Origin of the sequence: Frateuria sp. Soil773 (assembly GCF_001428405.1) — a bacterium.
GTDB lineage: Bacteria > Pseudomonadota > Gammaproteobacteria > Xanthomonadales > Rhodanobacteraceae > LMSL01.
The window spans coordinates 17,134-41,005 of the sequence record NZ_LMSL01000005.1 but is presented as its reverse complement, the minus strand read 5'-3'; the positions used below and the strand labels follow the sequence as shown (position 1 = coordinate 41,005).

The window sequence follows — 23,872 nt, the reverse complement described above, 5'->3', positions numbered from 1 at the left end:
AGCGGGGCCTTCCGCCAAGCTCGACGCAGGCCATCGCCAGTCCCCACTGGGCGTACCCGACCGCCACGTTTCGGTCTCGCATTGTTCTCCCAGGGCGTAAAACGCATACTTGACCGTTCCGTTGACAACGTCGCGGCACATTTGGAAACCGGCTCGTCGGGCCAGCTTGCTTTCTGGAGGAATCAATGAGAGTGATGGTCACCGGGGGTACCGGCTTCATCGGCTCGCACACCTGCACCGAGTTGCTCGAGCGCGGTCACGATGTCTTCGTACTGGACAACCTGTCCAACAGCAAGGCCGAGGTAATCGATCGCATCGCCAGCATTGCGGGTCGCCGGCCCGTCCTCGCTGTCGGCGATGTCCGCGATCAGCCATTGGTCCGCAAGCTGCTCGAAGAGTGGAATGTCGATGCGGTCATCCACTTCGCGGCACTGAAGGCGGTCGGCGAATCCTGGCAGCAGCCGCTGCGCTATTTCGACAACAACATCGGCGGAACCATCAGCCTTCTGCAGGCGATGAAAGCCAGCGGAGTAGACCTGTTTGTCTTCAGTTCGTCGGCCACGGTCTACGGTGAACCCGACGCATGCCCCATTCCCGAGACTGCGGCCACCCGCATCACCAATCCGTACGGCAGGACGAAACTGGTCTGCGAGCAGCTGATTTCCGACCTGGTGCAGGCACAGCCACGGTTTCACGCCGCGGTACTGCGCTACTTCAACCCCGTGGGCGCCCATCCATCCGGGTTGATCGGCGAAGACCCCCATGGAATACCAAACAACTTGATGCCATACATCGCGCAGGTCGCGAGCGGCCAGCGCGAATACCTGCAGGTCTTCGGCAATGATTATCCGACGCCCGACGGCACCGGCCTGCGCGACTACATCCACGTACTCGACTTGGCAGCCGCCCACGTTGACGCCCTCGACTTCCTGGCTCGCCGGAAAGAAAGCCTCACCGTCAATCTCGGCACTGGACAGGGATACAGCGTGCTCGAAGTCGTGCACGCCTTCGAGGCAGCCAGCGGGCGCGCCGTGCCCATACGTATCGTTGGTCGTCGGCAAGGCGATGTCGCCAGTTGCTATGCAGATCCCGCGCAAGCCCAGCGTCTGCTCGGCTGGCGTGCCCGTCTTGACCTGGCCAGGATGTGCGCGGACGCCTGGAATTGGCAGCTTCGCCATGCAGGTGCGGAAGCGGCATCCGGCTAGCCCGCATGACAGAGGCGCTCGTGCAATCCCACATCATGCAGCCCGATGTCTCGGTCGTCATCACTTTCCACCAGGAAGGGCTGTTGGCGCACAAGAGCCTGCTGTCGTTGAGCCGTTGCCGCATCGCGGCGGAAAAAGCGGGCATCCGCGTGGAGATCGTCGCGACCCTGGACCGCCCGGATGCGGAAACCGAACGCGTTGTGCGCGGCTACGATGGTCCCGGCAAACCTGACGTGCTGCTGCCACTCGACATCGGCGATCTTGGGCTTGCCCGCAACAAGGCAATCCGGGAGGCATCCGGCCGCTGGGTGCTGGTCTGTGACGGCGACGACTACCTGTCGGAGAACTTCATCTGCTGCTGCATGCAAGCCGCCTCGGAATTCGGCGGGAAGGCCATTCTTCACGCTCAGTTGGTGGTTCTGTTCGACGGATGGAACGCCATCAGTTGGCAGGTCGGCGACGATGATCCCGCCTTTGATCCGGCTTGCCTGTTGGTCTGCAACCCCTGGAACTCATGCAGCTTTGCGCGACGCGATTTGTATATCGATGTTCCCTATGTGCGGGCGCGCCCCGGGGAAAGCGGGTTTGGGTTCGAAGATTGGCACTGGAACTGCGAAACGCTCTCTCTCGGCCACCCCCATCGAATTGCCGAGGGTACCGTGCACTATGTTCGAAGGAAGGCGCACGGTTCGCTCAATGCGGCACACGAACGCCATCATGCCCTGATCCACCGTACCCGGCTTTTCGGCTTCGCTCCATGACACTGCGCCGCGCACTCATCCGGATCTACCGGCTCGTGGACGAGCAGGTGTTCTCTCGTCTTCCCATGCGTTGGCAGAAATCGACCGCCAGCGCCGCATTGCGTATGGCCCGCGCCCTGTTTCCCGCACACGCCTGGCCAGCCTCGGTCGATCCCTTGCTGGTCCGGCGGCGGCCCCGCATCCCGCCTGGCCCGCAGCGCAGGCTTCCGGACTGGGCAAGAAAGGACATGGATGGCCTCGCGCGTACCGTCGACCCCATGCTCTCACCCGACAAATTCGTCGCTGCCCACCCTGGCTTCTACGCGCCGCCGATCCATTGGCAGGAAGCGGGAATCGTCTACGGGCACCTGCGTTCGCAACTTGGTCAAGGCGACTACGACACGGTATTCCTGGTCCCGTGGCTCAAGCGCGGCGGCGCTGACCTCGGCGCACTCCACCACATCCGCGCGTGCCACGAGGCCTTCGGCCATCGAATTCTGGTGATCGCCACGGAACCGCACGATTCGCCATGGGCCACGCGCTTGCCTGGTGGAGTACGGTTCCTGGAAGCCGGCCTGGAATTGGCCAAACTCAGCACGCCGCATGCCGAGCAGGAGATAGTGTTGGCACGCCTGCTGATCCAGTTGGCTCCCCGCCGCGTCCACCTCATCGGCTCGCATCTGGGTTGGCGTACCGTCGTCCGCCATGGCCTGGCCATTAGGCAGGCAAGCCGGCTCTATGCGTCGCTCTATTGCGATGACCGCGACGAGCGCGGTTACCGCGATGGACTGGCCGTCCGCTACCTGGCAGATGCCGCCTCCTGCCTGGATGCGGTGATTACCGACAATTCAGTTTCTCCCGAAGGCTGGCGTCGCGACCTTGGCGTGGCCGACGATCTTTTCCATGTCGTGCATTTCCCCGCACCGCCAACACGTCCTGCTGAAGCATCACGATCCGGCAAGCGACTGCTCTGGGCAAGCCGCCTGGATCGCCAGAAACGCCCCGACCTCCTGGCCCGCCTCGTCGCCGCGTTGCCGGACTATCACTGGGACGTCTATGGCATCCAGGTCGTCCCTGGCCACGGGGGTGACATCGGCGCCTTGCAGAAAGCGGATAATGTGACGTTGCACGGCGGCTACGACGATTTCGCCAAGATCGTACGCCCGGACCATGCGGCCTTCATCTACACCACGGCATGGGATGGCTTGCCGAACGTCCTGCTGGAAGCCGCCAGCTCGCATTTGCCTGTCGTTGCGCCCGACATTGGCGGCATTCGCGACCTGATTCCCGCTCAGCACCTGATCCATCCCGCCGACGACGCAGACCGATACGTACGCGCTATCCGAGCACTGGAAGACCCGGTCGCACGCGAAGCCTGGCTGAACATCCAGCAGGAGCGACTGCCCGGATTCACCACCGAAGCCTTCGTCGCAAGTTTGCGCGGGATCCCGGGCTATTCGTCCTGATCCTCGCGCAGCACTCGCCGCCGCCCCGCGAGGCCCTTTCCGCGTCAGCGCCGGCGGAACCGTCGCAATGTGCGCCCAGCCGCGGATCTCCACCTCGCCTTGATCGGCAGCTTCTCTGCAACGATTCGCAGCATGGCGTACACGCCGACCTCGCCCGCGGGGTCGAAGCGCCTGGTGGCAAGGAAGCGATTGGCGACCCGGAGCGGGCGCGTGATACGCCACGAACGGCTGCTCGTGATCTGCCGCAATTGCTCGGCACAGACTGCCGCCTGCTGCAGTCCGGACTGCATCGACAGGTACTGCTCGCGGTAGTACCTCGCGTCCGTGCCGACCTCGGTCAGTTGCCTATTGCATGCCTGCATGCGCAACTCGGTCTCTTCCAGTCGGCTCTTCAAGGCTTCCGCCAGCGCGCGCTCCCGGGCCAGCCCCTGCTCCAGTTCCCCGATTTTCTCGGCACTATGGAGCAATTCGATTTCGAGCTTGGCGCTGGCCATCACCGCTTTCTCGAACCGCGCGAAGAGCACGTCCAATCCGCCTTCATGGCGACTCTGCCTGACCGGATCCTGCGCACCAGTCCCATCCGTGTCGCCTTCCAATAGCGCTCGTAACCGCTCGTTTTCCTGGCGGTTGCCTTCGGCGGCCTGCCATGCCTGGTTCAGACGCTCCTCCATCCTCGGTTCGCCCTTGAAGTTGAAGGTGCGCTCCGGCGTGGCACGGTTGCTTCTCTCCCAGGCGATCCTGTTCTCCATCAGTTCCGCGCGACCGAGGATATGCTCGAGCCGCGCGACCCATTGCGATCTCTCGTGCAGGTTCTCGCGGTGGTCGGGGCAATGCATCTGTTCCAGGAAGTCCTCGAACCTCCCCTCGATGCCCAGAGCTGCCCTCTTCTGCCGGTAGTATTCGTTGCTGCCTCGCAACCAGCAGGGAATGCCGGCAAGCTGGAGCCAAAGCGTCACATGATAGGAACTCGAGTACCCGAATCGCCCAGTCAGCACACGCATGTTTCCTGGATGCCCGCTTTCCATGATCGCGGCAACAAGCATCACGGTCTCGACGTCGGTGAAAGGGAATCCCGATTCGAGCCGCTTCACCGTCTCGATCGAATCCACCACTTCCTCCCTGGCATCCTGGAATGCGTGGAGAAGGGTCGGCTTTTCGGAGCCGACGCGGTCGGCAACCAGGCGCAAATGGGCAACCATTTCGTCCATCGCGCCGTCGTTGCCGGTGTAGCCCGACGTGTTCAGATGGACGAAGGCACCTTCACCCGCTTGCAGACCCAGCTTGTGGTGCAACTCCAGAAGCGGCTCTACGGCGTCGTCGAAAGAGAAGTCCGCACGCATGCCCTGGTCGGCCATGAGACCGGCGGAATTCCGGTCCCTGACCCCCAGCATCTGCGGCTTGAACCTGGCTACATGGTCGCGAACCCGCGACGCATAGGCGCCAGCAATTTGCTGTCCGGATATGACGTAAGCAGCGCCGGGCAAGCGCTCGAGGAAATACTCGGCGACCCCGAGAACGAAGTCGCCCCACATCTCGTTCAGAAAACCCCCGCCATAAAGCTGAATGTACGAAACGTTGCGTAGGACCGCGACTTCGCGCAGCTGCAATTGCGCGGCCGTTTCGGACGCGATCGGCATTTCGGAGACAAACGCGAGGGCATCCGCCCCATAGTCCTTGCGGAGCGCCCCGGTATCGACGTATCTGGAAATGGCATCCAGCGTCAATATCGAAACCGCGGCAAGTCCTGAAGCGGCCTTGACGCGCGATATCGCTCCTTTGTGCTGCAGGACGTCGCCGAAATTCCCGTAGCCAAAGTCGCTGCCGATCAACAGGGCCTTGGGACGCTGCGCACCAAGGACCTCGATGCTTTCGTCGTCCGCATACAAATACAAGTGCATGGGCTTCAGGCCACCTTCTTCGTTTCGTCGCAGTCGAGGCCGAGGTCGAAAGCTTCGGCCACGCGTTGCGTGAACGCTTCGACGCCGTGGCGATGAGCGATCAAATGCCGCCCGTTGGACGCCATTTCCGCGGCCACGGACCAATCCGCGTAAAGCTCCCGGATGGCATCGACATAATGGCGGACCAGGGTATCGTCGTCTTCCGCCTGGACCAACCATCCGGTGGTACCGCTGACGACCGCTTCCTTGACGCCGCCCACGTCCGGCGCAATGACGGGCAGACCCGCCGCCAGGGCTTCGAGCAGGACGTTGGGCAGGCCGTCATAGGCACTCGTGTACAGGAAAGCATCGTACGACTCGATGGGCAAGGCCGAGAACGACGAGAACGAACCGTAATAAACGATGCCAGACTGCCGATCGAACAGATCCCGTGGATGGAGCCCGTCGCATGTCGCTCCATAGGCGTCGATCACCACATCGATTCCCGCGTCCTTCAAGGCTGCAGCGATCCGCACGAGCAATTCCGGCCGCTTCTCGGGGGCAACCCGCGATGCCCAGAGCAGGCGCCGCTTCGGCTGTGACGATTTGTCTCCCGCCGGCTTGGGATCGCACCTGGCGTAAATCGTCTCGTACTTGGAACCCAGGATGCCCAGGAAAGTACGGTCATAGTCCGCAATCGCATTGCAATCGCACACGACTTTCCAGAATCCGCCGAGATGGCGCCGCATGTGGTTGATACCCCATGGGCCGCGCAGCCGCTCACCACGCCAGGCATATGTTCCATCACTGAAACGATAGTAGACGGTGCGGAACTTGCCGGCCAGCACGGGAGCATAAGCGTCCAGCATCCGATGGGCGAACACCGACGATTTCAGATGCAGCCGGGCACCATCCTCGCTCACTGCCAGCATCGCCCGCAGCAGCATCTGGCGGCACTCTTTCTCGTCCAGGAGCGGGAACGCATTGTGGGCATCGATGAAGACTGCGTTCCTGGGCAGCTTCTTCGCCCATTCATGGACCTTGGCTGACTCCCCGGTAATCACCAGGAATCTGGCCCCCGGGTCCTTGGCCCCGATTTCCTCGAGTACCTGCAGTATGAACTTTTCCGCTCCGCCAGGCTTCAGCCACGGCAATAGCACTACATCGGTGAACTTTTCTTTGCCCACCATCCTGTAGAGATTTTCCAGCTGCATGCCCCAATGCCGGGGATTCCAGGGTATTGGACCATAGCTGTCCGCCACCTCCACCCGGTTTGGTTCGATCTCGGGCTCGAGGCGCATTGCGTCGCGCATGAAACCTACGAGTTTTTCCGATGCCATGAAACTGCGGGTGTTGTTGCTTTCGAAAATTTCGTTCCGCTTCTTCATGAAGCGATCCCAGCTACCGACCCGCTCGCGGCAGGCCTGCATATCAGCCAGGAAGGTTTCGACGTCGAAAAGCCGGCTGTGCGGAATGAGTCGCACCGAGGCAGCATCTGCCTGTCTGAGCAGGCTGCCTGCCCGCTGCCGGTAGAAGAAAACCGTGTCCGGAGCCACGGCCATGTCGTAGCCGATGGCGCGCAGTTCGCAGTTCATGAACCAGTCTTCGTAGGCGAATCCCGAGGTCACACGCAAATCGTCGTACCGGACCAAATCGAAGGCAGCGCGCCGGACGAAGATCCTCGATCCGTAAGGATGCTGAAAAGCGTAATCGGCAGCCGTCAGGTATTCCGACCCGACATAACGGCAAACATGGTACTGGTCGCCGAAGGCGCACAGGTATTCCATGAAAACCGCCACCTCGGGGCGAGGGTGCTGACGTGCCTTATCGAGCAGCGCGACGATGCAGTTGGACGAAAGCAGGTCGTCGGCATCCGCCGTCCAGACGAATTCACCGCGAGCCCGCTCGATGCCGACGTTCCTGGCAAGCCCAAGCGAACCGACATCGGCCTCCACTTCTTCCACCCGGCAAAAGGCAGGCAGCGGGATCGAGCGGAACACTTCGCGGGTCGCATCGTCCGAGCGATCGAAAACCACCACCATTTCTACGGTAATGCCGTTTCTGCCAGCCTCCTGCGCACAGGCATGCAACGAACGCAAAGTCGGCGCTAGAAGCAGCGCTTCGCGATGCAGGTTGAGGACGACGCTTACGTCGGCACCATTCATTGGTATGTCACCTGGAAGGGCATGCGGAACTTGAACCACATGGGGTCGTTGCTATCGGCCAGCACGTCGAAGACCAGCGCAAGCTCATCGGCGTAGATGACCATATTGTCGCTTCGGTCCCATTTGCTGACCTGATTGATTCGGATGGCAACGCTGTACGACTGTCCACCGCGTAGCAGCATGCTCGACGAGAAACGGATACGGACCCGCTGTCCGGCCCGAACGTCCATGCTCCGGCGATAGGTGTTGAAGATGCTCTCGCCCGTGAGTTCCTGTCCGAACTGGTCCTTGATCAGAAAGCCGGCGCTTACATTTCTCAGGCTCTTGTGGAACATCACGTCGAGCGCAAGCGAGAAATTCTCGCCTTGCTCGACCTTGCTCGTCGGCTTGCCTTGCGCGTCCAGTATCTGCAGGGATTCGATCTGCAATACGGAGCCATCATTCGGTGCGGGGGCTGGTGCCTCGGATTCCACTGCCTCGCAAACTTCGCCGCCAGGCATGGGCCCCGACTCTGCAGACTTGTCGCCGACTTCCGGCAATGTCAGTACATCGCTGGCCATCGACTCCAGCACGATACGGTTATGCTCGATGAACACGTCGTTCATGTAGGCGTTGGTGACCTCCGTCACTCCGCCCTGCATCTTCACTTTTCCGGACTCGATCCAGATGGCGTGGTCGCACAACGCACGCACCGCATCGATCGAGTGGCTGACGAAGAGCACCGTGCATCCGCTTTCCATCAGCTTGCGCATCCGGGCCATGCTCTTGTGCTGGAACCACGCATCGCCCACGCTCAGCGCCTCGTCGACAATGAGGATGTCCGGCTCAACGTGGATCGTTACCGAAAATGCCAGACGGGCGAACATACCGCTGGAATACGTCTTCACCGGCTGGTGCACGTAGTCGCCGATATCAGCGAAGGCGATGATCTGTTCCAGTTTCGCATCCACCTGTTCGCGCCTGAGGCCGAGCAACTGGGCGTTCATGTAGATGTTCTCGATGCCGGTGAACTCCGGATTGAACCCTGATCCCAGCTCGAGCAATGCCGCGACCTTGCCCTTGACCGCCACGGTGCCCGTCGTAGGCGCCAGCGTCCCGCAGATGACCTGGAGGAGGGTCGACTTGCCAGCGCCGTTTTTCCCCAGAATGCCGTACACCTTCCCCTTGGGAATAGCGAAACTTATGTCGCGAAGCGCCCAGAACTCCTTGTAATAGCTTTTCCCATTCCGGCCGAAAAGCATCTGCAAGAGCCTATCGCGAGGTTTGTCGTACACCTGGTAGCACTTGCCGAGGCCGCCGATCTCGATGACATTTTCAGATGACATCGGCAAAACCCTTCCTGGTCTTCTGGAACCATGCAAAGCCCAGCGCGGCAATGGCCATCGATAGCAGCATCATCTTGCACCAAGGCTCCCAATGCACGCCCTTGTTCCAGAACAGCACGTCCCGGGTCTGCTCCACGAAATAAGTAACCGGGCTCAGGTACATGAATCCGCGAAACTTCTCCGGCAGCGATTCTATCGAATAGAAAATCGGCGACATGAACATCAATATCGTCGTGATCACCCCGATCACCTGTCCAACGTCCCGCAGGAAGACTCCAAGTGAGGCCAGGCACCATGAAATCCCCACGCTGAACAACGCCAGCGGCAACAGGACGACCGGAAGCCACAGGATACCGATATGCGGTATCCCGAAAATGATAACGTAGAACAAAAGCCAGACGAGCACGCTCACGAAGAAATGGAAGAGTGCCGAGCCAAAGGCGACGACTGGCAATATCTCAAGCGGAAAGATGACCTTCTTGACGTAGTTCGGATTGGCTATCACAAGGCTCGGCGCCCGATTGATGCACTCCGAAAAAAGATTGAAAACGATCATTCCCGCGAAAAGGACAATCGCGAATTCCGCGCGCGAACCGGTCCCACCGCCCCAGCGCGCCTTGAAGACCACACTGAAAACGAACGTATAGACGATCAGCATCAATACCGGCGTGAAGAACGACCAGAGCAGCCCCATCATCGCTCCGCGGTACCGGCCGATGACTTCGCGCTTGACCATTTCGAAAATCAGCCGCCGATGCCCTGCCAGGGAACGCAGGGCGAACAGCGGGCTCAATCGGTGAGTGGCATATGGATTCACGGTCTTCCATCCCGGAAGCGACTGGCGCTTTGCCGGCCTTATTCGATTATTGTTTCCCTGTCCGCCGCTTCAAAGCGCCGACAGGATGCCATCCAGCTCGCTGCGCAGATCGCCGACATCCTCCACGCCCACGCTGAGCCTCACCAGGTTGTCGTCGATGCCAAGCTCGGCACGGCGCGTCGGCGGCACCGAGGCATGCGTCATGATCGCCGGGTGGTTGATCAGGCTTTCCACCCCACCAAGCGACTCGGCCAGCGCGAACAGTTCGGTCCGTTCGCACAGGCTCGTGGCAGCTTCCGCACCGCCTTTCAGCCAGATGGACACCATCCCGCCGAAGCCATGCATCTGCCGCTTTGCCAAGGCGTGCTGGGGGTGCGACTTCAGTCCAGGATAAGCCACACGCTCGACCGCGGGATGGGAATCGAGCCATTCGGCCAGGGCAAGAGCGTTCTCACAATGCGTCTTCATGCGCAAGTGCAAGGTCTTGAGTCCGCGCAAGGCAAGAAAGCTATCGAATGGCCCCTGTACAGCCCCGATGGAGTTCTGCAGGAAGGCCAGCTTCTCCGCCAAGGCTTCGTCGCCAGCGACAGCCATTCCACCCACCATGTCGGAATGGCCGTTGAGGTACTTGGTCGCCGAATGGACGACGACCTGTGCTCCCAGCTCCAGCGGACGCTGCAGCACCGGCGATGCAAAAGTGTTGTCCACCACGACAATCAGCCCATGGCGGCAGGCGATCTCTGCGACGGCGGCTATATCAACGATCTTGAGCAACGGGTTGGTGGGCGTCTCGATCCACACCATCCTGGTCCTTGATCCGATTGCGCCCTCGAAGGCGGCAAGGTCGCACAGGTCGACGAAACTGAAATCCAGGCCGGCGCTGCGCCGGCGCACGCGCTCGAACAACCGATAGCTGCCGCCGTAAAGATCGTCCATCGCGATCACATGATCGCCACCGTCGAGCAATTCGAGCACGGTCGAAGACGCAGCCATGCCAGACGCGAACGCGAAACCGGAAACGCCGCCCTCCAGGTCCGCCACGCAGCGTTCATAGGCCATGCGCGTTGGATTCTGCGTGCGCGAGTATTCGTACCCCTTATGCCTACCGGGGCTCTCCTGCACGTAGGTGGAAGTCGCGTAGATCGGCGTCATGATCGCGCCGGTAGACGGATCCGGATGCTGGCCGGCGTGGATGGCGCGGGTTCCAAGGCCGAGTCGGGATAGGGTTGGCTGCTTGCTCATGGCGATACCGAACGAAGGCGGCACGAGACCCTGGCCGCATGGGGGACCGGCCATTCTAACCCCGAAACCCCGCCCAGCCTTAACATTCGCCCTGCGGACCATGAACGCCGGCAGACTCTCCACGCGGCCGCCATGCCACAATGCAAAGTCTTAGTCCCGGAGCGTATCTCAAACGATGCCCCTTCTCTTAGTCACCGGCGGAGCCGGCTTCATCGGCGCCAATTTCGTGCTGCAGGCGGTAGCCGACGGCCTGCGCGTGGTCAACCTGGACAAGCTCACCTACGCCGGGAATCCGGACACGCTGGCCTCGCTCGAAGGCAACGACCGCCACGTGTTCGTGCAGGGCGACATCGGCGACCGCGCGCTGGTGGCCCGCCTGCTCGCCGAGCATCGCCCCGACGCGATCGTGAACTTCGCCGCCGAGTCGCACGTGGACCGCTCGATCGACGGCCCGGCCGCGTTCGTCGAAACCAATGTCGTGGGCACACTGGGACTGCTGGAGTGCGCGCGCGACTACTGGCGCGACCTGGAGGGCGAGGCCCGCGACGCCTTCCGTTTCCTGCACGTGTCGACCGACGAGGTCTACGGCTCGCTGGGCGCGGAAGGCCAGTTCACCGAGCAGACGCCCTACGCGCCCAACTCGCCGTACTCGGCCTCGAAGGCCGCGTCGGACCACCTGGTGCGCGCCTTCCACCACACCTACGGCCTGCCGGTCCTGACCACCAACTGCTCGAACAACTACGGGCCGTTCCAGTTTCCCGAGAAGCTGATTCCGCTGGTGATCCAGAAGGCGCTGGCCGGCGAGGCGCTGCCGGTCTACGGCGACGGGCTGAACATCCGCGACTGGCTGTTCGTGGGCGACCACTGCAGCGCGATCCGCCGCGTGCTGGAGGCCGGCCGCGTGGGCGAAACCTACAACGTGGGCGGCAACGCCGAGCGCACCAATATCACCGTGGTGAAGGCGATCTGCACCCTGCTCGACCAGCGCCATCCGCTGGCCGATGGCCGCCCCCGCGAATCGCTGATCGCCTACGTGAAGGACCGCCCCGGCCACGATCGCCGCTACGCCATCGATTCCAGCAAGCTGCAGCGCGAACTGGGCTGGAAGCCCTCGCAGACCTTCGAGAGCGGCATCGCGGCCACGGTCGACTGGTACCTCGCCAACCAGCCGTGGGTGCAGCGCGTGCTCGACGGCAGCTATCGCATGGAGCGGCTCGGCCAATGACCGCGGCACGCAAGGGCCTCATCCTCGCCGGCGGCTCCGGCACCCGGCTGTACCCGATCACCCAGGCGGTGAGCAAGCAACTGCTGCCGGTGTACGACAAGCCGATGATCTTCTACCCGCTGGCCACCCTGATGCTGGCCGGCATCCGCGAGGTGCTGGTGATCAACACCCCGCACGAGCAGGCACTGTTCCAGCGCCTGCTGGGCGACGGCTCGCAGTGGGGCCTGGACATCCGCTACGCGGTGCAGCCCTCGCCCGACGGCCTGGCGCAGGCCTTCACCATCGGCCGCGACTTCATCGCCGGCCAGCCCAGTTGCCTGGTGCTGGGCGACAACATCTTCTACGGCCACGGCCTCACCGAGCGGCTGAAGCGTGCCGCCGCCCGCGACCACGGCGCCACCGTGTTCGGCTACTGGGTGCGCGACCCGGAGCGCTACGGCGTGGCCGAGTTCGACGCCGCCGGCAAGGTGGTCGGCCTGGAAGAGAAGCCCGCGCAGCCGAAGTCGCACTACGCCGTCACCGGGCTGTATTTCTACGACGGCCGCGCCTGCGACTACGCCGCCGCGCTGAAGCCGTCCCCGCGCGGCGAGCTGGAGATCACCGATCTCAACCGCTGCTACCTCGACGACCACTCGCTGCACCTCGAACAGCTCGGCCGCGGCTTCGCCTGGCTGGATACCGGTACGCACGAGTCGCTGATGGAAGCGGGCAACTACATCCAGACCATCGAGAACCGCCAGGGCCTGAAGGTGTGCTGTCCGGAGGAGATCGCCTACCTCAACGGCTGGATCGACGCCGAGCAATTGCTGGCGCTGGCCGCGCCGCTGGCCAAGACCGGCTACGGCCAATACCTCAAGCAACTGTCCCAGAAAGGCACGGCACGGTGAAGGTGATCCAGACGCACCTGCCCGGTGCCGTGGTGATCGAGCCGCAGGTGTTCGGCGACGCCCGCGGTTTCTTCTACGAGAGCTACAACGAGACGAAATACCGCGAAGCCGGCATGGCCTGCCATTTCGTGCAATCCAATGTATCGCGTTCCGCCCGCGGCGTCCTGCGTGGACTGCATTACCAGTGGCCGAATCCGCAGGGCAAGCTGGTCAGCGTGCTGGAAGGCGAGGTCTACGACGTGGTGGTGGATATCCGCCGCGGCTCACCTACCTTCGGCCAGTCGGCCGAGGTCATGCTGACCTCCGAGAACAAGCGCCATTTCTGGATACCAGAGGGCTTCGCGCACGGTTTCTGCGTGGTCTCCGAGTTCGCCACCTTCGCCTACCAGTGCACCGCGCTGTACGACCCGAAGGCCGATGCCGGCATCCGCTGGAACGATGCGGCGCTGGGCATCGATTGGCCGGTCGCCGAGCCGCTGCTGTCCGACAAGGACGGCAAGGCGCCTTTGCTGGCCGAGGTGCCAGTCGAGCGCCTGCCCGTCTTCACCGCATGAGGATCCTGCTGCTCGGCGCGAACGGCCAGCTCGGCCGCAGCTTCGTCGAGGACGGCGGCCTGGCGGCGCGCGGCACGCTGGTTGCGGCCAGCCGCGACGGCCGGCGTTTCGATGCGGGCCCTGCCGAAACCGCCGACCTCGCCGCGCCGGACACGCTGCCCGCCCTGCTCGACCGTCTGCAGCCGCAACTGATCGTCAATGCCGCCGCCTATACGGCGGTCGATCGGGCGGAGCAGGAAGAGGCGCTGGCCACCCGCGTCAATGGTGAAGCGGTGGGCGTGCTGGGCCGGTGGGCCGCGGCGAACCGTGCGCTGGTGATGCACTACTCCACCGACTACGTGTTCGACGGCACGCAGGCACGGCCCTATGCCACCGATGCGGCGACGGCGCCGCTGGGCGCCTACGGCCGCAGCAAGCTCGCCGGCGAACAGGCCCTGCGCGCGAGCGGCGCCGATCATCTGCTGTTCCGCACCGCCTGGGTCTATGCCGCGCACGGGCACAACTTCCTGCGCACCATGCTGCGGCTGGGCGCCGAGCGCGACGAACTGCGCGTGGTCGCCGACCAGCACGGCGCGCCGACCGCCACGCGGCTGATCGTCCGCGCCAGCCTCGCCGCGCTGGACGGCTGGCTGCACGCCGCCCCCGAACGGCGGCGGCAACTCAACGGCACGCACCACCTGGTCGCCAGCGGTGCCACCACCTGGCACGGCTTCGCTTCGGCGATTTTCGACGAGGCCGCCGAAGCCGGCCTGGTCGCGCGCAAGCCGCGCGTGGTCCCGATCGCCACCGCCGACTTCCCGACGCCGGCGCGCCGGCCGGCCCGGTCGGTGCTGGACAATTCGGGCTTTACGGACGCATTCGGCTTTCCGCTGCCCGATTGGCGCGAAGGCCTACGCGAGGTTATCGGCGAGCTGGCTGGCAAGGTATCCTGAGCCCATGTTGATCCCCCTCATCCTCAGCGGCGGCAGCGGCACCCGGCTCTGGCCGGTATCGCGCAAGAACCTGCCCAAGCAATTCCTGAGCCTGGCCGGCCAGGGCACCCTGTTCCAGCAGACGATCGCCCGCACCCGCGCCCTGCCCGGCATCGCCGCGCCGATCGTGGTGGCCAGCGAAGACCACCGTTTCCTCGCCGCCGAGCAGTTGCTGGAAGCCGGCATCGACGACGCCACCATCGTGCTCGAACCCCTGGCGCGCAACACCGCGCCGGCGATCGCCCTGGGCGCGCTGCAGGCGGTCGCGCAAGATCCGGAGGCGATCGTGCTGGTGCTGCCGGCCGACCACCTGATCGGTGACACGGCAAGCTTTGCCGAGGCGGTGCAGCGCGCGCTGCCCGCCGCCGCGCAGGGCTGGCTGGTCACCTTCGGGGTGCGTCCGGATCGCGCGGAAACCGGGTTCGGCTACATTCGCCGCGCCGAAGCCATCGACGGCGACGCCTTCCGGGTCGAGCAGTTCGTGGAAAAGCCCGACCAGACTACTGCAGAGCGCTATCTCGCCGACGGCGGCTACGACTGGAACGCCGGCATGTTCCTGTTCCGCGCCTCGCGCTACCTGGAAGAGCTGGCCGAGCACGCGCCGGCGATGCTGGCCGCAGTGCGGGAAGCCCAGGCCTCGGCCAAGGCGGACCTCGACTTCATCCGTCTCGACGCGGAGCGCTTCGCCCGGGTGCCGGACGATTCGATCGACTACGCCGTGATGGAAAAGACCCGCCGCGCCGCCGTGGTGCCGGTAAGTTGCGCGTGGAGCGACATCGGCTCGTGGTCGGCGCTGTGGCTGACCGGCGCCAAGGATGCGCAGGGCAACGTGCGCGACGGCGATACGCTGGCGATCGGGACGCGCAACTCCCTGTTGCGCTCGCACGACCGCCACCTGCTCGCCACCGTGGGCGTCGACGACCTGATCGTGGTCACCACGCCGGACGCCACCCTGGTCGCGCACCGCGACGCCGCGCAGGACGTGAAGAAGGTCGTCGACCAGCTGAAGTCGGCCGGGCGCAGCGAGCATTCGCTGCACCGTGTGGTGCACCGCCCATGGGGCAGCTACGACTCGCTGGAGGCGGGCGAGCGCTTCCAGGTCAAGCGCATCCAGGTCAAGCCGGGCGCCGCGCTGAGCCTGCAGAAGCACCATCACCGCGCCGAACACTGGATCGTGGTCTCCGGCACCGCCGAAGTCACCTGCGACGACAAGGTGTTCCTGCTGGGCGAAAACCAGAGCACCTACATCCCGCTCGGCAGCAAGCACCGCTTGCGCAATCCCGGCAAGGTGCCGCTGGAGCTGATCGAGGTGCAGTCCGGCAGCTACCTGGGCGAGGACGACATCGTGCGCTTCGACGACGTCTACGGGCGCGCCTGAGCGGTCGGCGCGCCGGTCCGCAGGCGACTTCCCGCCCATTGCGTTTCGCCGCCCCCGTGCTGCCGGGGCGGCATCGAGCGCCCACGACGGGAAACCGGCGCCGGCCTTCGGCTATGCCGGAAGCAGCCCGCCGCCGGCAAGCGACCGGGCCACCGCCTGCGGCGTCCTTTCGCGGAAGAAGGCCTGCCAGGCCGGCGTGCCGCGCGCGCCCACCGACGCGGCAAAATGCTCGAACAGATGCTCATGGACCTCGTCCGGACCGGCCATGCCGAGCCTGGACAGGCTGCGCATCACGGCACCGAGAAAGAGCCTTTCCCGGAGCGACGCCTCGACGAGCCGGCCCTCGGCCTTGATCGCCACGCAGATCGAACTCCACGCCCAGCTCCCGATGCCCAGCGGCAGCCTTTGCGCCACCACATAGCGATCGCTCTCGAACCGTACCGCGTACCGTTGCCTGCTCATCACGGCCTTTCTTCATTGCAGTCTCCCGGGAGACTGGACCGGCTGGCTTAGTACAGGCTTACGACTCGTCCCGAAGGTCGCCCCTCCGCCACAGCCGGCCCGCACGCGGGTTGCGAAATCGTCATCGACCTGAATCGCAGAGCAGCCGGCACCGCGCCTCTCGGTTCTAGGCTTGTTCTGCTGGATGGATGACTACGCACCGCCCGACGTGGATGCGGGCGGCACGCCGGCAAGCCCGCAGCCGGCCGTTATTCCACCGTCACCGACTTGGCCAGGTTGCGCGGCTGGTCGACGTCGGTGCCGCGCAGCACCGCCACGTGGTAGGCCAGCAGTTGCAGCGGCACGGTGAACACGGCCGGCGCGATGAAATCGCCGCCGCCGGCGATCTGGGTCACCGAGCCGCGCATCGCCTTGTCTTCCATGCTCGCCTCGCCGTCGGCGAACACCACCAGCTCGCCGCCGCGGGCGCGCACTTCCTGCAGGTTGGACTTGAGCTTGTCCAGCAGCGGGCCGCTGGGCGCGACCGCGACCACCGGCATGTCCTCGTCGACCAGCGCCAGCGGGCCGTGCTTCAGCTCGCCGGCCGGGTAGGCTTCGGCGTGGATGTAGGAGATTTCCTTGAGCTTCAGCGCGCCTTCCAGCGCCACCGGGTATTGCGCGCCGCGGCCGAGGAACAGCGCGTGCTGGCGCGGGATGAAGCGCTCCGCCAGCGCGACGATCTGCGGCTCCAGTTGCAGCGCCGTCTCGATCGCGCGCGGCAGGTGCTGCAGTTGCGCGCACAGGTCGAGGTAGCGCTCCTTCCCCAGCCCGCGCTTGTGAGCCAGTTCGAGCGTCAGCAGGGCCAGCGCGGCGAGCTGGGTGGTGAATGCCTTGGTCGAGGCGACGCCGATCTCCGGGCCGGCACGGGTCATCAGCTTGAGGTCCGCCTCGCGCACCACCGACGACTCGGGCACGTTGCAGATCGCCAGGGTGCCCAGGTAGCCGCGGCGGCGCGATTCGCGCATCGCCGCGAGGGTGTCGGCGGTTTCGCCCGACTGCGAGATGGCGACGAACAGCGTGTCGGGCGGCACCACGGCGTCGCGGTAGCGGTATTCGCTGGCCACTTCCACGCTGACCGGCAGGCGCGCGTGCTCCTCGATCCAGTACTTGGCGACCAGGCCGGCGTGGTAGCTGGTGCCGCAGGCGATGATGTGCAGCCCCTTCACCTTCTCCAGCAGGACATCCCCGCCGACGCCGAAGATGTTCGGCAGCACGCCGTGCTGACCGATGCGCGCCTCCAGCGTGTCGGCCACCGCGCGCGGCTGCTCGAAGATTTCCTTCTGCATGTAGTGGCGGTATTCGCCGCGCTCCACAGCGTCGGCGGACAGCTCGCTGTCGTGCACGGCGCGCTCGACCGGCTCGCCGTCGAGGCCGTAGACCTGGACGCTGTCGCGGGTGATCTCGACGACGTCGTCCTCGTCGAGGTAGATCATGCGGTTGGTGACCTGGATCAGCGCCTGCGCGTCGGAGCCCAGGAAATGCTCGCCGATGCCCACGCCCACCAGCAACGGCGCGCCGCGCCGCGCGCCGACCACGTGGCCGGGCTCGTCGCTGCTGATCACCGCGATCGCATAGGCGCCTTCGAGCTCGCGCACGGTGGCGAGCACCGCCTCGCGCAGCCCCATCCCGCCGCGCATGCGCTCGTCGATCAGCGCCACCATCACTTCGGTGTCGGTCTCGGAGGTGAACACGTGGCCGCGTGCCTGCAGCTCCTGGCGCAGCGTGGCGTGGTTCTCGATGATGCCGTTGTGCACCAGCGCCACGCCGCCGGAGACGTGCGGGTGCGCGTTCGACTCGCTCGGCACGCCGTGGGTGGCCCAGCGGGTGTGCGCGATGCCGGTGCCGCCAAGCAGCGGATCGGCCTGGTAGCGCGCTTCCATCTCGCGCACCTTGCCCTTGGCGCGCACGCGCTGGATCGCCTCCGGACCGAGCACGGCCATGCCGGCAGAGTCGTAGCCGCGGTATTCCAGCGCCTTCAGGCCGGCGATCAGCAAGGGCGCGACATCACGCTGGGCGGCGGCGGCAACGATTCCACACATGGAGCTTCATTCCTTCGATGGGCGAGGCCGGCGGCCCCGCGGGTGGCGACTTTGGAGGCCGGTTATTTCAGCAGACTTTCACGGCCGCTTGGGCGCCGGGCATACCGGCCGTAAGGCTTAAGTTCAGTGCACCTTTCGGCGTAGATAGTTGAGCAGGTCGATCCGCGTGATCAGACCGAGGAACTGCTCGCCGTCGACCACGATCGCCACGTGGCCGCGCTCGAACACCGGCAGCAGCGACTCGATCGGCGAGCGCACGTCGAGCATCTGCAGGCTGGTGATCATCGCGGTGGACACCGTGTCGCGGAAGCGCGATTCGTCGGCGTGCACGTGCATCAGCACGTCCGACTCGTCGAGGATGCCGACCAGCCGCTCGCCGTCCATCACCGGCAACTGCGACACGTCGTACAGCTTCATGCGCGTGTAGGCGGTCATCAGCAGTTCGCCCGGGCCCACCACCACGGTGTCGCGCTGGGCGAACGGGCGCAGCAGCAGGTCGCGCAGGTCGCCGTGCTGCTCGCGCTCCAGGAAGCCGTTGTCGAGCATCCAGTAGTCGTTGTACATCTTCGACAGGTACTTGTTGCCGGTGTCGCAGACCAGGGTCACCACGCGCCTGGGCTGCGTCTGCTCGCGGCAGTACTTCAGCGCCGCGGCCAGCAGCGTGCCGGTGGACGAGCCGCCCAGCACGCCCTCCTTGCCGAGCAGCTCGCGCGCAGCGAGGAAGCTTTCCTTGTCGGAGATCGCATAGGCCTTCTTCACGCGCGTGAAGTCGCTGATCGTGGGCAGGAAATCCTCGCCGATGCCCTCCACCATCCAACTGCCGGACTTGGTCGAGAGCACGCCCTCGTTGATGTACTGCGCCAGGATCGAGCCGACCGGGTCGGCCAGGATCAGCTCGGTCCGCGGCGAATGCTCGGCGAAAAACTTCGACAGGCCGCTCAGCGTGCCGGACGAGCCGCAGCCGAGCACGACCGCATCGACCCGGCCGTCCATCTGCTCGAGGATCTCCGGGCCGGTGGTGGCGACGTGCGCGGCCGGGTTGTCCGGATTGCCGAACTGGTTGATGAAATAGGCGCCGGGCGTCTCGCGGGCGATCCGCTCGGCCATGTCCTGGTAGTACTCCGGATGGCCCTTGGCGACGTCGGAACGGGTCAGCACCACCTCGGCGCCCATCGCCTTGAGGTTGAAGATCTTCTCCCGGCTCATCTTGTCCGGCACCACCAGGATCAGGCGGTAGCCCTTCTGCTGCGCCACCAGGGCCAGGCCGATGCCGGTATTGCCCGCGGTGCCCTCGACCAGGGTGGCGCCGGGCTTGATCTTGCCGGCCCGCTCGGCGCCTTCGATCATCGACAGGCCGATGCGGTCCTTGATCGAGCCCCCGGGGTTGGCGCTTTCCAGCTTCAGGAACAGCTCGCACGGCCCGGTGTCCAGGCGCTGCGCGCGCACCATCGGGGTACGTCCGATCAGTTCGAGGACACTGTGCTGGACCGTCATGGGGGCTCCGTGGCGAAAGGGATCAGGCAGCCGGTGCACGGTCCCGTGCGGCCTGGCTGGCCGCCGATGATACCCGAGGCGCCCGAGGCGACGCCCGAAAGGCAGCGGCCCCGGGTTCCATGGCGGAAGCCCGGGGCCGCGTTGTCATGTGAAACCACGCAGGTTCAGTTGATCCGGTGCATCCGGCCATCCCACATGCGTTGCAGTCGTTCCTTGGCGTGGAGTTTTTCCTTCTTCATCCCTGCCAGGGTGACGTCGTCGATGGGGAGCACGCCGATCTCGGCGTCGTGCACCTTGCTGTCGAGTTCCTTGTGGTGCTGGTAGAGCCGGCGGAACTCCGCATCGGCCTTCATCAATGCCTCGACATCGTCACGCTGCTGGTTTTCGAACATGATCCGACCTCCTCGCGAGTAAGGCGGGCGCGTGATCGGTGCGCCCGCGGACGGAAGAACCACGCGCGCACCCACGCACCATGGCCGGCAGGCGGAACATGGTTGGCGGACAAAGGGATCGGTGGGCGCATGATTCAGGTCAGTGACCCATGGCGCATGAGTGCCCCATGGGACTTCGACCCTACTCCCCGCCCCAGGGGCATGCAAGCGGCTTCGCGCAAACCGCGGCGCCATGCGAAAGTCAAGAAAAAAGCCTGTCGAAACAGGCTTTTATATTCGTTAAATCGAAACTCTGACTGCCGACGCAGCGCCGGCGGGAGCCGGCCTTCCCGTCAGCCTCCCTTGCTGGATTTCTTCTTTTTCGGCGTCTCGGCGGGGGTCACGTCCGGCGTATCGCCCTGCATCTGCGAACGCATGGCCTTCGCCGCCTGCGCGGCCAGCTCGGCCTGGCGCCGGGCGGCATGCGCGACGCGGCTCTGAGCGGCGGCCAGCTTGCGCGCCTGCTCCGCCTCGGCACGGGCCTGCTCGGCGGCCTGCGAGGCTTCCAGGCCCTGCTGCTGCAGGCGCGCCGCTTCCTCCTGCGCCATCTGGTACTGCATCCGCTGGCGTTCCAGCTCGCGCCGGGCGGCCTCGGCCTCGCGGCGGCTGCCTTCGAGCAGGATCTGGTCGTGCTCCCGGTCGAGCTGGGTCAGCTTGTTCTGCGCGTCCTGGTATTGCGCCGCCGCCTTGGCAAGGTCGACCCTGCGCTCGGCCAGGTACAGGTCGTGCGCGCGGTCGCTCGAACGGGCCTGCGCCAGCCGTGCGATGGCGTCGCGCGCGCGCGCCTGCTCGGCCTGCGCGTACACGCCCAGGGTCGGGTCGTTCGCCAACTGGTCGAGGCTGGAGCTGAGCCGGCTCACGTCGATGTCGTCGCGGGCGGCTTGCGCCGTGGCGACGGTCAGCGCCAGCGCCACGCCGGCGAAGATCACGCGGGAACGCTTCATGGCTGGCCTCCCGGCTGCTGGCTGGAATCGGATGCGGGATCGGGCATCGACTGGAAGCCCTGGCCGTCCTGCCCGGACTGCGGCAGCGGCGCCGACAGCACCGACGAAGACGGCGCCGGCATGTCCTCGATCGAAGTGGGCGCGGCCGGCTGCTGCGCCGGCGCCTGGCTGCCGTCGTCGACGGGCTGTTCGAGCTGCGCGCGCAGGCGCGAGTTTTCCTCGACCTTGGACTGGATCTGCGCCCGCGCGCTGCCAAGCCGCGCCTTGGCGCGCGCCAGCTCGGCGTCCGCGCGCGCCTCCTCGGCGAAGTTCGCCGCGTCCTCGTACTTGCGGCTGGCCATCGCCGCCTGCGCCAGTTGGAACTTGTTCTGCGCGAAGCCCAGGTCGACCGGGGCATAGTCGGCCGCACCCGCGTCGCGGGCCGCCTGCAACTGGGCCTGGGCCTGGTTCATCGCGCCATCCGGCGGCGGCACGCTGGCGCAGCCGGCCAACGCCAGCAGCGTGCCCAGGGTCAAGCCATGAACCGCCGTGCCGATACGCGGGAAGCGCCCGGCCGACGGGGAAAAGATGTGCACCATCACTCATTCCTCACGGAGTGTCACCGCGTATTGTGGGCGGGCATAATCCAGGATTGCAACGCGCTTAGATTCAGGGGTCTTACGTGGATATCGGTTACTTCCTCAAGCTGATGGTAGACAAGGGCGCGTCGGACATGTTCCTGACCACCGGCGCCCCGGTGAACATCAAGGTCGAGGGCAAGCTCTACCCGCTGGGCAACACCGGCCTGCCCGGCGGCATGGTCAAGAAGATCGCGTATTCCCTGATGGACGAGGGCCAGGTGCCGCAGTTCGAGCGCGACCTGGAGCTGAACATGGCGCTGGCGGTGAAGGAGGCCGGCCGCTTCCGCATCAACGTGTTCAAGCAGCGCGGCGAGGTGGGCATGGTGATCCGCGCGATCAAGAGCGAGATCCCCAGCATCGAGCAGTTGCAGTTGCCGCCGATCTTCCGCGAGCTGATCATGGAGCCGCGCGGGCTGATCCTGGTGGTCGGCGCCACCGGCTCGGGCAAGTCGACCACGCTGGCGGCGATGCTCGACCAGCGCAACTCCAACTCGCCCGGCCACATCCTCACCATCGAGGACCCGATCGAGTACCTGCACCGCCACAAGAAGTCGATCGTCAACCAGCGCGAGGTGGGCCTGGACACCCACAGCTACCACGAGGCGCTGAAGAACGCGATGCGCGAGGCGCCGGACGTGATCATGATCGGCGAGATCCGCGACACCGACACGATGGAGGCGGCGATCGCCTTCTCCGAGACCGGCCACCTGTGCCTGGCCACCCTGCACTCCAACAACGCCGACCAGACGCTGGAGCGCATCCTCAACTTCTTCCCCGAGTCGGCGCACAAGAACGTGCTGATGAACCTCGCGCTGAACCTGCGCGCGGTGATCAGCCAGCGCCTGGTGATCGGCAAGGACGGCCGCCGCCTGCCGGCGACCGAAGTGCTGCTGAACACGCCGCTGATCCGCGACATGATCCGCCGCGGCCAGATCCACGAGGTGAAGGAGGCGATGGACCGCAGCCTGCAGGAAGGCATGCGCACCTTCGACCAGTCGCTGTACCGGCTCTACAAGGAAGGCCGCATCGAGCTGGAGGAGGCGCTGAGCAAGGCCGACTCGCGCGACGGCCTGGCCCTGAAGATCCGCCTGTCCGAGGGCGGCTCGAACGCCGACAGCGCCGAGCTGGCGGGCAACGACCCGTACGGCCTGGGCTTCTGATCCGGCGTTTCGATCCCCGAACCTTTCGATCCCGACCGGACAACGAGGCGGAGCCGCCGAGCGGCAGGCTCCGCCAGAGACCCTACGCTTCCGCGGCCGGAGCGTCCGGCTGCGCTTCCGGCGCGGCCCGGCGGAAGGCTTCCAGCTCGTCGCAGGCGGCCAGGATGCGCCGGATCGTCGGATAGTCGTCCATCGGCAGCTTCCAGCGCACCGCGTTGTAGGCCTGCGGTACCAGGCAGGCATCGGCCAGGGTAGGCGTGTCGCCGTGGCAGAACCGCCCCGTCGCCGGGTGGCCGGCCAGCATCGCCTCCAGCGCCTTGAAGCCTTCGGCGATCCAATGCCGCGACCAGGCGCCCTTGGCGGCATCGTCGGCCTGGAACGTCGCACCGATGTACTGCAGCACGCGCAGGTTGCCCAAGGGATGGACGTCGCACGCGACGAGCTGCGCCAGCGCACGGACGCGGGCGCGTCCGGCCGCGTCGCCGGGCAGCAGCGAGGGCGCGGGCCGCGTCTCGTCCAGGTACTCCATGATCGCCAGGGACTGGGTCAGCGCCTGCCCGCCATCGACCAGGCAGGGCACCAGCTCCTGCGGATTCAGCGCCCGATAGCCCGGCGCATGCTGCTCGCCGCCGTCGCGGACAAGGTGCACCGGGCGCGATTCGTAGGCCAGCCCTTTCAGGTTCAGGGCGATGCGCACGCGATAGGCGGCGCTGGATCGCCAGTAGCCGTACAACACCAGATCCTGGGCCATGACCTTAGGTCCTCATGCGGGGAAACCGGAACGTGGCCGCCTAGGATACCCGTCGCCGCGGTTTGCATCGCCGTCGGGCG

21 protein-coding genes are annotated in these 23,872 nt (G+C 65.3%); 9 read left to right on the top strand and 12 right to left on the bottom strand.

Features of this window, described 5'->3' with window-relative positions; all coding sequences use genetic code 11:
• Positions 1–185: 185 nt before the first annotated feature.
• Genes galE through ASG87_RS19120 form a run of 3 tightly spaced genes read left to right on the top strand, consistent with a single transcriptional unit; the run spans position 186 to position 3,411 of the window.
• Positions 186–1,205, top strand: a complete 1,020-nt coding sequence (gene galE, locus ASG87_RS03515; protein WP_056000920.1) for a UDP-glucose 4-epimerase GalE — start codon at positions 186–188, stop codon at positions 1,203–1,205.
• Positions 1,206–1,210: 5 nt separating this feature from the next.
• Positions 1,211–1,966 carry a glycosyltransferase gene (locus ASG87_RS03510; protein WP_056000917.1) on the top strand — a complete coding sequence of 252 codons (756 nt, stop codon included), beginning with the start codon at positions 1,211–1,213 and terminating at the stop codon, positions 1,964–1,966.
• Positions 1,963–3,411, top strand: coding sequence for a glycosyltransferase family 4 protein (locus ASG87_RS19120; RefSeq protein ID WP_162258310.1), 1,449 nt, complete (start codon positions 1,963–1,965; stop codon positions 3,409–3,411). The genes ASG87_RS03510 and ASG87_RS19120 overlap by 4 nt, the downstream gene beginning before the upstream one ends.
• Positions 3,412–3,455: 44 nt before the next feature.
• On the opposite strand, the gene ASG87_RS03490 is transcribed toward ASG87_RS19120, so the two are convergent.
• The 5 genes from ASG87_RS03490 to ASG87_RS03470 form a co-directional block, all read right to left on the bottom strand.
• The gene (locus ASG87_RS03490) at positions 3,456–5,309 is read right to left on the bottom strand and encodes a hypothetical protein (RefSeq protein WP_056000905.1); all 1,854 of its coding nucleotides are present in this window, start codon (positions 5,307–5,309) and stop codon (positions 3,456–3,458) included.
• A gap of 5 nt (positions 5,310–5,314) precedes the next feature.
• A complete protein-coding gene (locus tag ASG87_RS03485) occupies positions 5,315–7,453 on the bottom strand; it encodes a glycosyltransferase (protein ID WP_056000902.1) in 2,139 nt (712 codons plus the stop codon).
• Positions 7,450–8,778: an ABC transporter ATP-binding protein gene (locus tag ASG87_RS03480; RefSeq protein ID WP_056000899.1), complete on the bottom strand. Its 1,329-nt coding sequence runs from the start codon at positions 8,776–8,778 to the stop codon at positions 7,450–7,452. The genes ASG87_RS03485 and ASG87_RS03480 overlap by 4 nt, the downstream gene beginning before the upstream one ends.
• A complete protein-coding gene (locus tag ASG87_RS03475) occupies positions 8,768–9,595 on the bottom strand; it encodes an ABC transporter permease (RefSeq protein WP_056000897.1) in 828 nt (275 codons plus the stop codon). Before ASG87_RS03475 ends, ASG87_RS03480 begins: the two co-directional genes overlap by 11 nt.
• Before the next feature lie 69 nt (positions 9,596–9,664).
• A complete protein-coding gene (locus ASG87_RS03470) occupies positions 9,665–10,837 on the bottom strand; it encodes a cystathionine gamma-synthase (RefSeq protein ID WP_056000894.1) in 1,173 nt (390 codons plus the stop codon).
• 175 nt (positions 10,838–11,012) lie between these two features.
• Between ASG87_RS03470 and rfbB the strand changes: the two genes are divergently transcribed.
• From rfbB to ASG87_RS03445, 5 genes are read left to right on the top strand one after another with little or no spacing between them, the layout of a single operon-like run.
• Entirely contained in the window at positions 11,013–12,062 is a 1,050-nt protein-coding gene (gene rfbB / locus ASG87_RS03465; RefSeq protein ID WP_056000891.1) for a dTDP-glucose 4,6-dehydratase, read from the top strand.
• Positions 12,059–12,949: a glucose-1-phosphate thymidylyltransferase RfbA gene (gene rfbA / locus ASG87_RS03460; RefSeq protein WP_056000888.1), complete on the top strand. Its 891-nt coding sequence runs from the start codon at positions 12,059–12,061 to the stop codon at positions 12,947–12,949. The genes rfbB and rfbA overlap by 4 nt, the downstream gene beginning before the upstream one ends.
• Positions 12,946–13,503, top strand: coding sequence for a dTDP-4-dehydrorhamnose 3,5-epimerase (gene rfbC / locus ASG87_RS03455; RefSeq protein WP_056000885.1), 558 nt, complete (start codon positions 12,946–12,948; stop codon positions 13,501–13,503). The genes rfbA and rfbC overlap by 4 nt, the downstream gene beginning before the upstream one ends.
• Positions 13,500–14,435 (top strand): dTDP-4-dehydrorhamnose reductase, encoded by a 936-nt coding sequence (gene rfbD / locus ASG87_RS03450; protein WP_056000881.1) that lies wholly within the window; start codon positions 13,500–13,502, stop codon positions 14,433–14,435. Before rfbC ends, rfbD begins: the two co-directional genes overlap by 4 nt.
• A gap of 4 nt (positions 14,436–14,439) precedes the next feature.
• Positions 14,440–15,852: a mannose-1-phosphate guanylyltransferase/mannose-6-phosphate isomerase gene (locus ASG87_RS03445; RefSeq protein WP_056000876.1), complete on the top strand. Its 1,413-nt coding sequence runs from the start codon at positions 14,440–14,442 to the stop codon at positions 15,850–15,852.
• A 111-nt stretch (positions 15,853–15,963) separates the two neighbouring features.
• Here ASG87_RS03445 and ASG87_RS03440 read toward each other — a convergent pair whose 3' ends face one another.
• The 6 genes from ASG87_RS03440 to ASG87_RS03415 all read right to left on the bottom strand — a co-directional run bounded on the left by ASG87_RS03440 (position 15,964) and on the right by ASG87_RS03415 (position 21,839).
• Complete coding sequence (locus ASG87_RS03440; RefSeq protein WP_056000873.1) at positions 15,964–16,314, bottom strand: hypothetical protein; 351 nt, start codon at positions 16,312–16,314, stop codon at positions 15,964–15,966.
• A 248-nt stretch (positions 16,315–16,562) separates the two neighbouring features.
• Complete coding sequence (glmS, locus tag ASG87_RS03435; protein WP_056000870.1) at positions 16,563–18,392, bottom strand: glutamine--fructose-6-phosphate transaminase (isomerizing); 1,830 nt, start codon at positions 18,390–18,392, stop codon at positions 16,563–16,565.
• Between the two features lie 123 nt (positions 18,393–18,515).
• Positions 18,516–19,886: a pyridoxal-phosphate dependent enzyme gene (locus ASG87_RS03430; RefSeq protein ID WP_056000867.1), complete on the bottom strand. Its 1,371-nt coding sequence runs from the start codon at positions 19,884–19,886 to the stop codon at positions 18,516–18,518.
• A 164-nt stretch (positions 19,887–20,050) separates the two neighbouring features.
• Positions 20,051–20,278: a YdcH family protein gene (locus ASG87_RS03425; protein ID WP_056000865.1), complete on the bottom strand. Its 228-nt coding sequence runs from the start codon at positions 20,276–20,278 to the stop codon at positions 20,051–20,053.
• Between the two features lie 332 nt (positions 20,279–20,610).
• A complete protein-coding gene (locus tag ASG87_RS03420) occupies positions 20,611–21,261 on the bottom strand; it encodes a hypothetical protein (protein ID WP_056000862.1) in 651 nt (216 codons plus the stop codon).
• Positions 21,258–21,839 (bottom strand): DUF4398 domain-containing protein, encoded by a 582-nt coding sequence (locus tag ASG87_RS03415; RefSeq protein ID WP_157510865.1) that lies wholly within the window; start codon positions 21,837–21,839, stop codon positions 21,258–21,260. Before ASG87_RS03415 ends, ASG87_RS03420 begins: the two co-directional genes overlap by 4 nt.
• 83 nt (positions 21,840–21,922) lie before the next feature.
• On the opposite strand from ASG87_RS03415, the gene ASG87_RS03410 reads away from it, so the two are divergent.
• Positions 21,923–23,041 (top strand): PilT/PilU family type 4a pilus ATPase, encoded by a 1,119-nt coding sequence (locus ASG87_RS03410; protein ID WP_056000859.1) that lies wholly within the window; start codon positions 21,923–21,925, stop codon positions 23,039–23,041.
• Positions 23,042–23,123: 82 nt separating this feature from the next.
• Here the strand turns inward: ASG87_RS03410 and maiA are convergent, their stop codons facing one another.
• Complete coding sequence (gene maiA / locus ASG87_RS03405) at positions 23,124–23,792, bottom strand: maleylacetoacetate isomerase (protein WP_056000856.1); 669 nt, start codon at positions 23,790–23,792, stop codon at positions 23,124–23,126.
• Positions 23,793–23,872 lie beyond the last annotated feature (80 nt).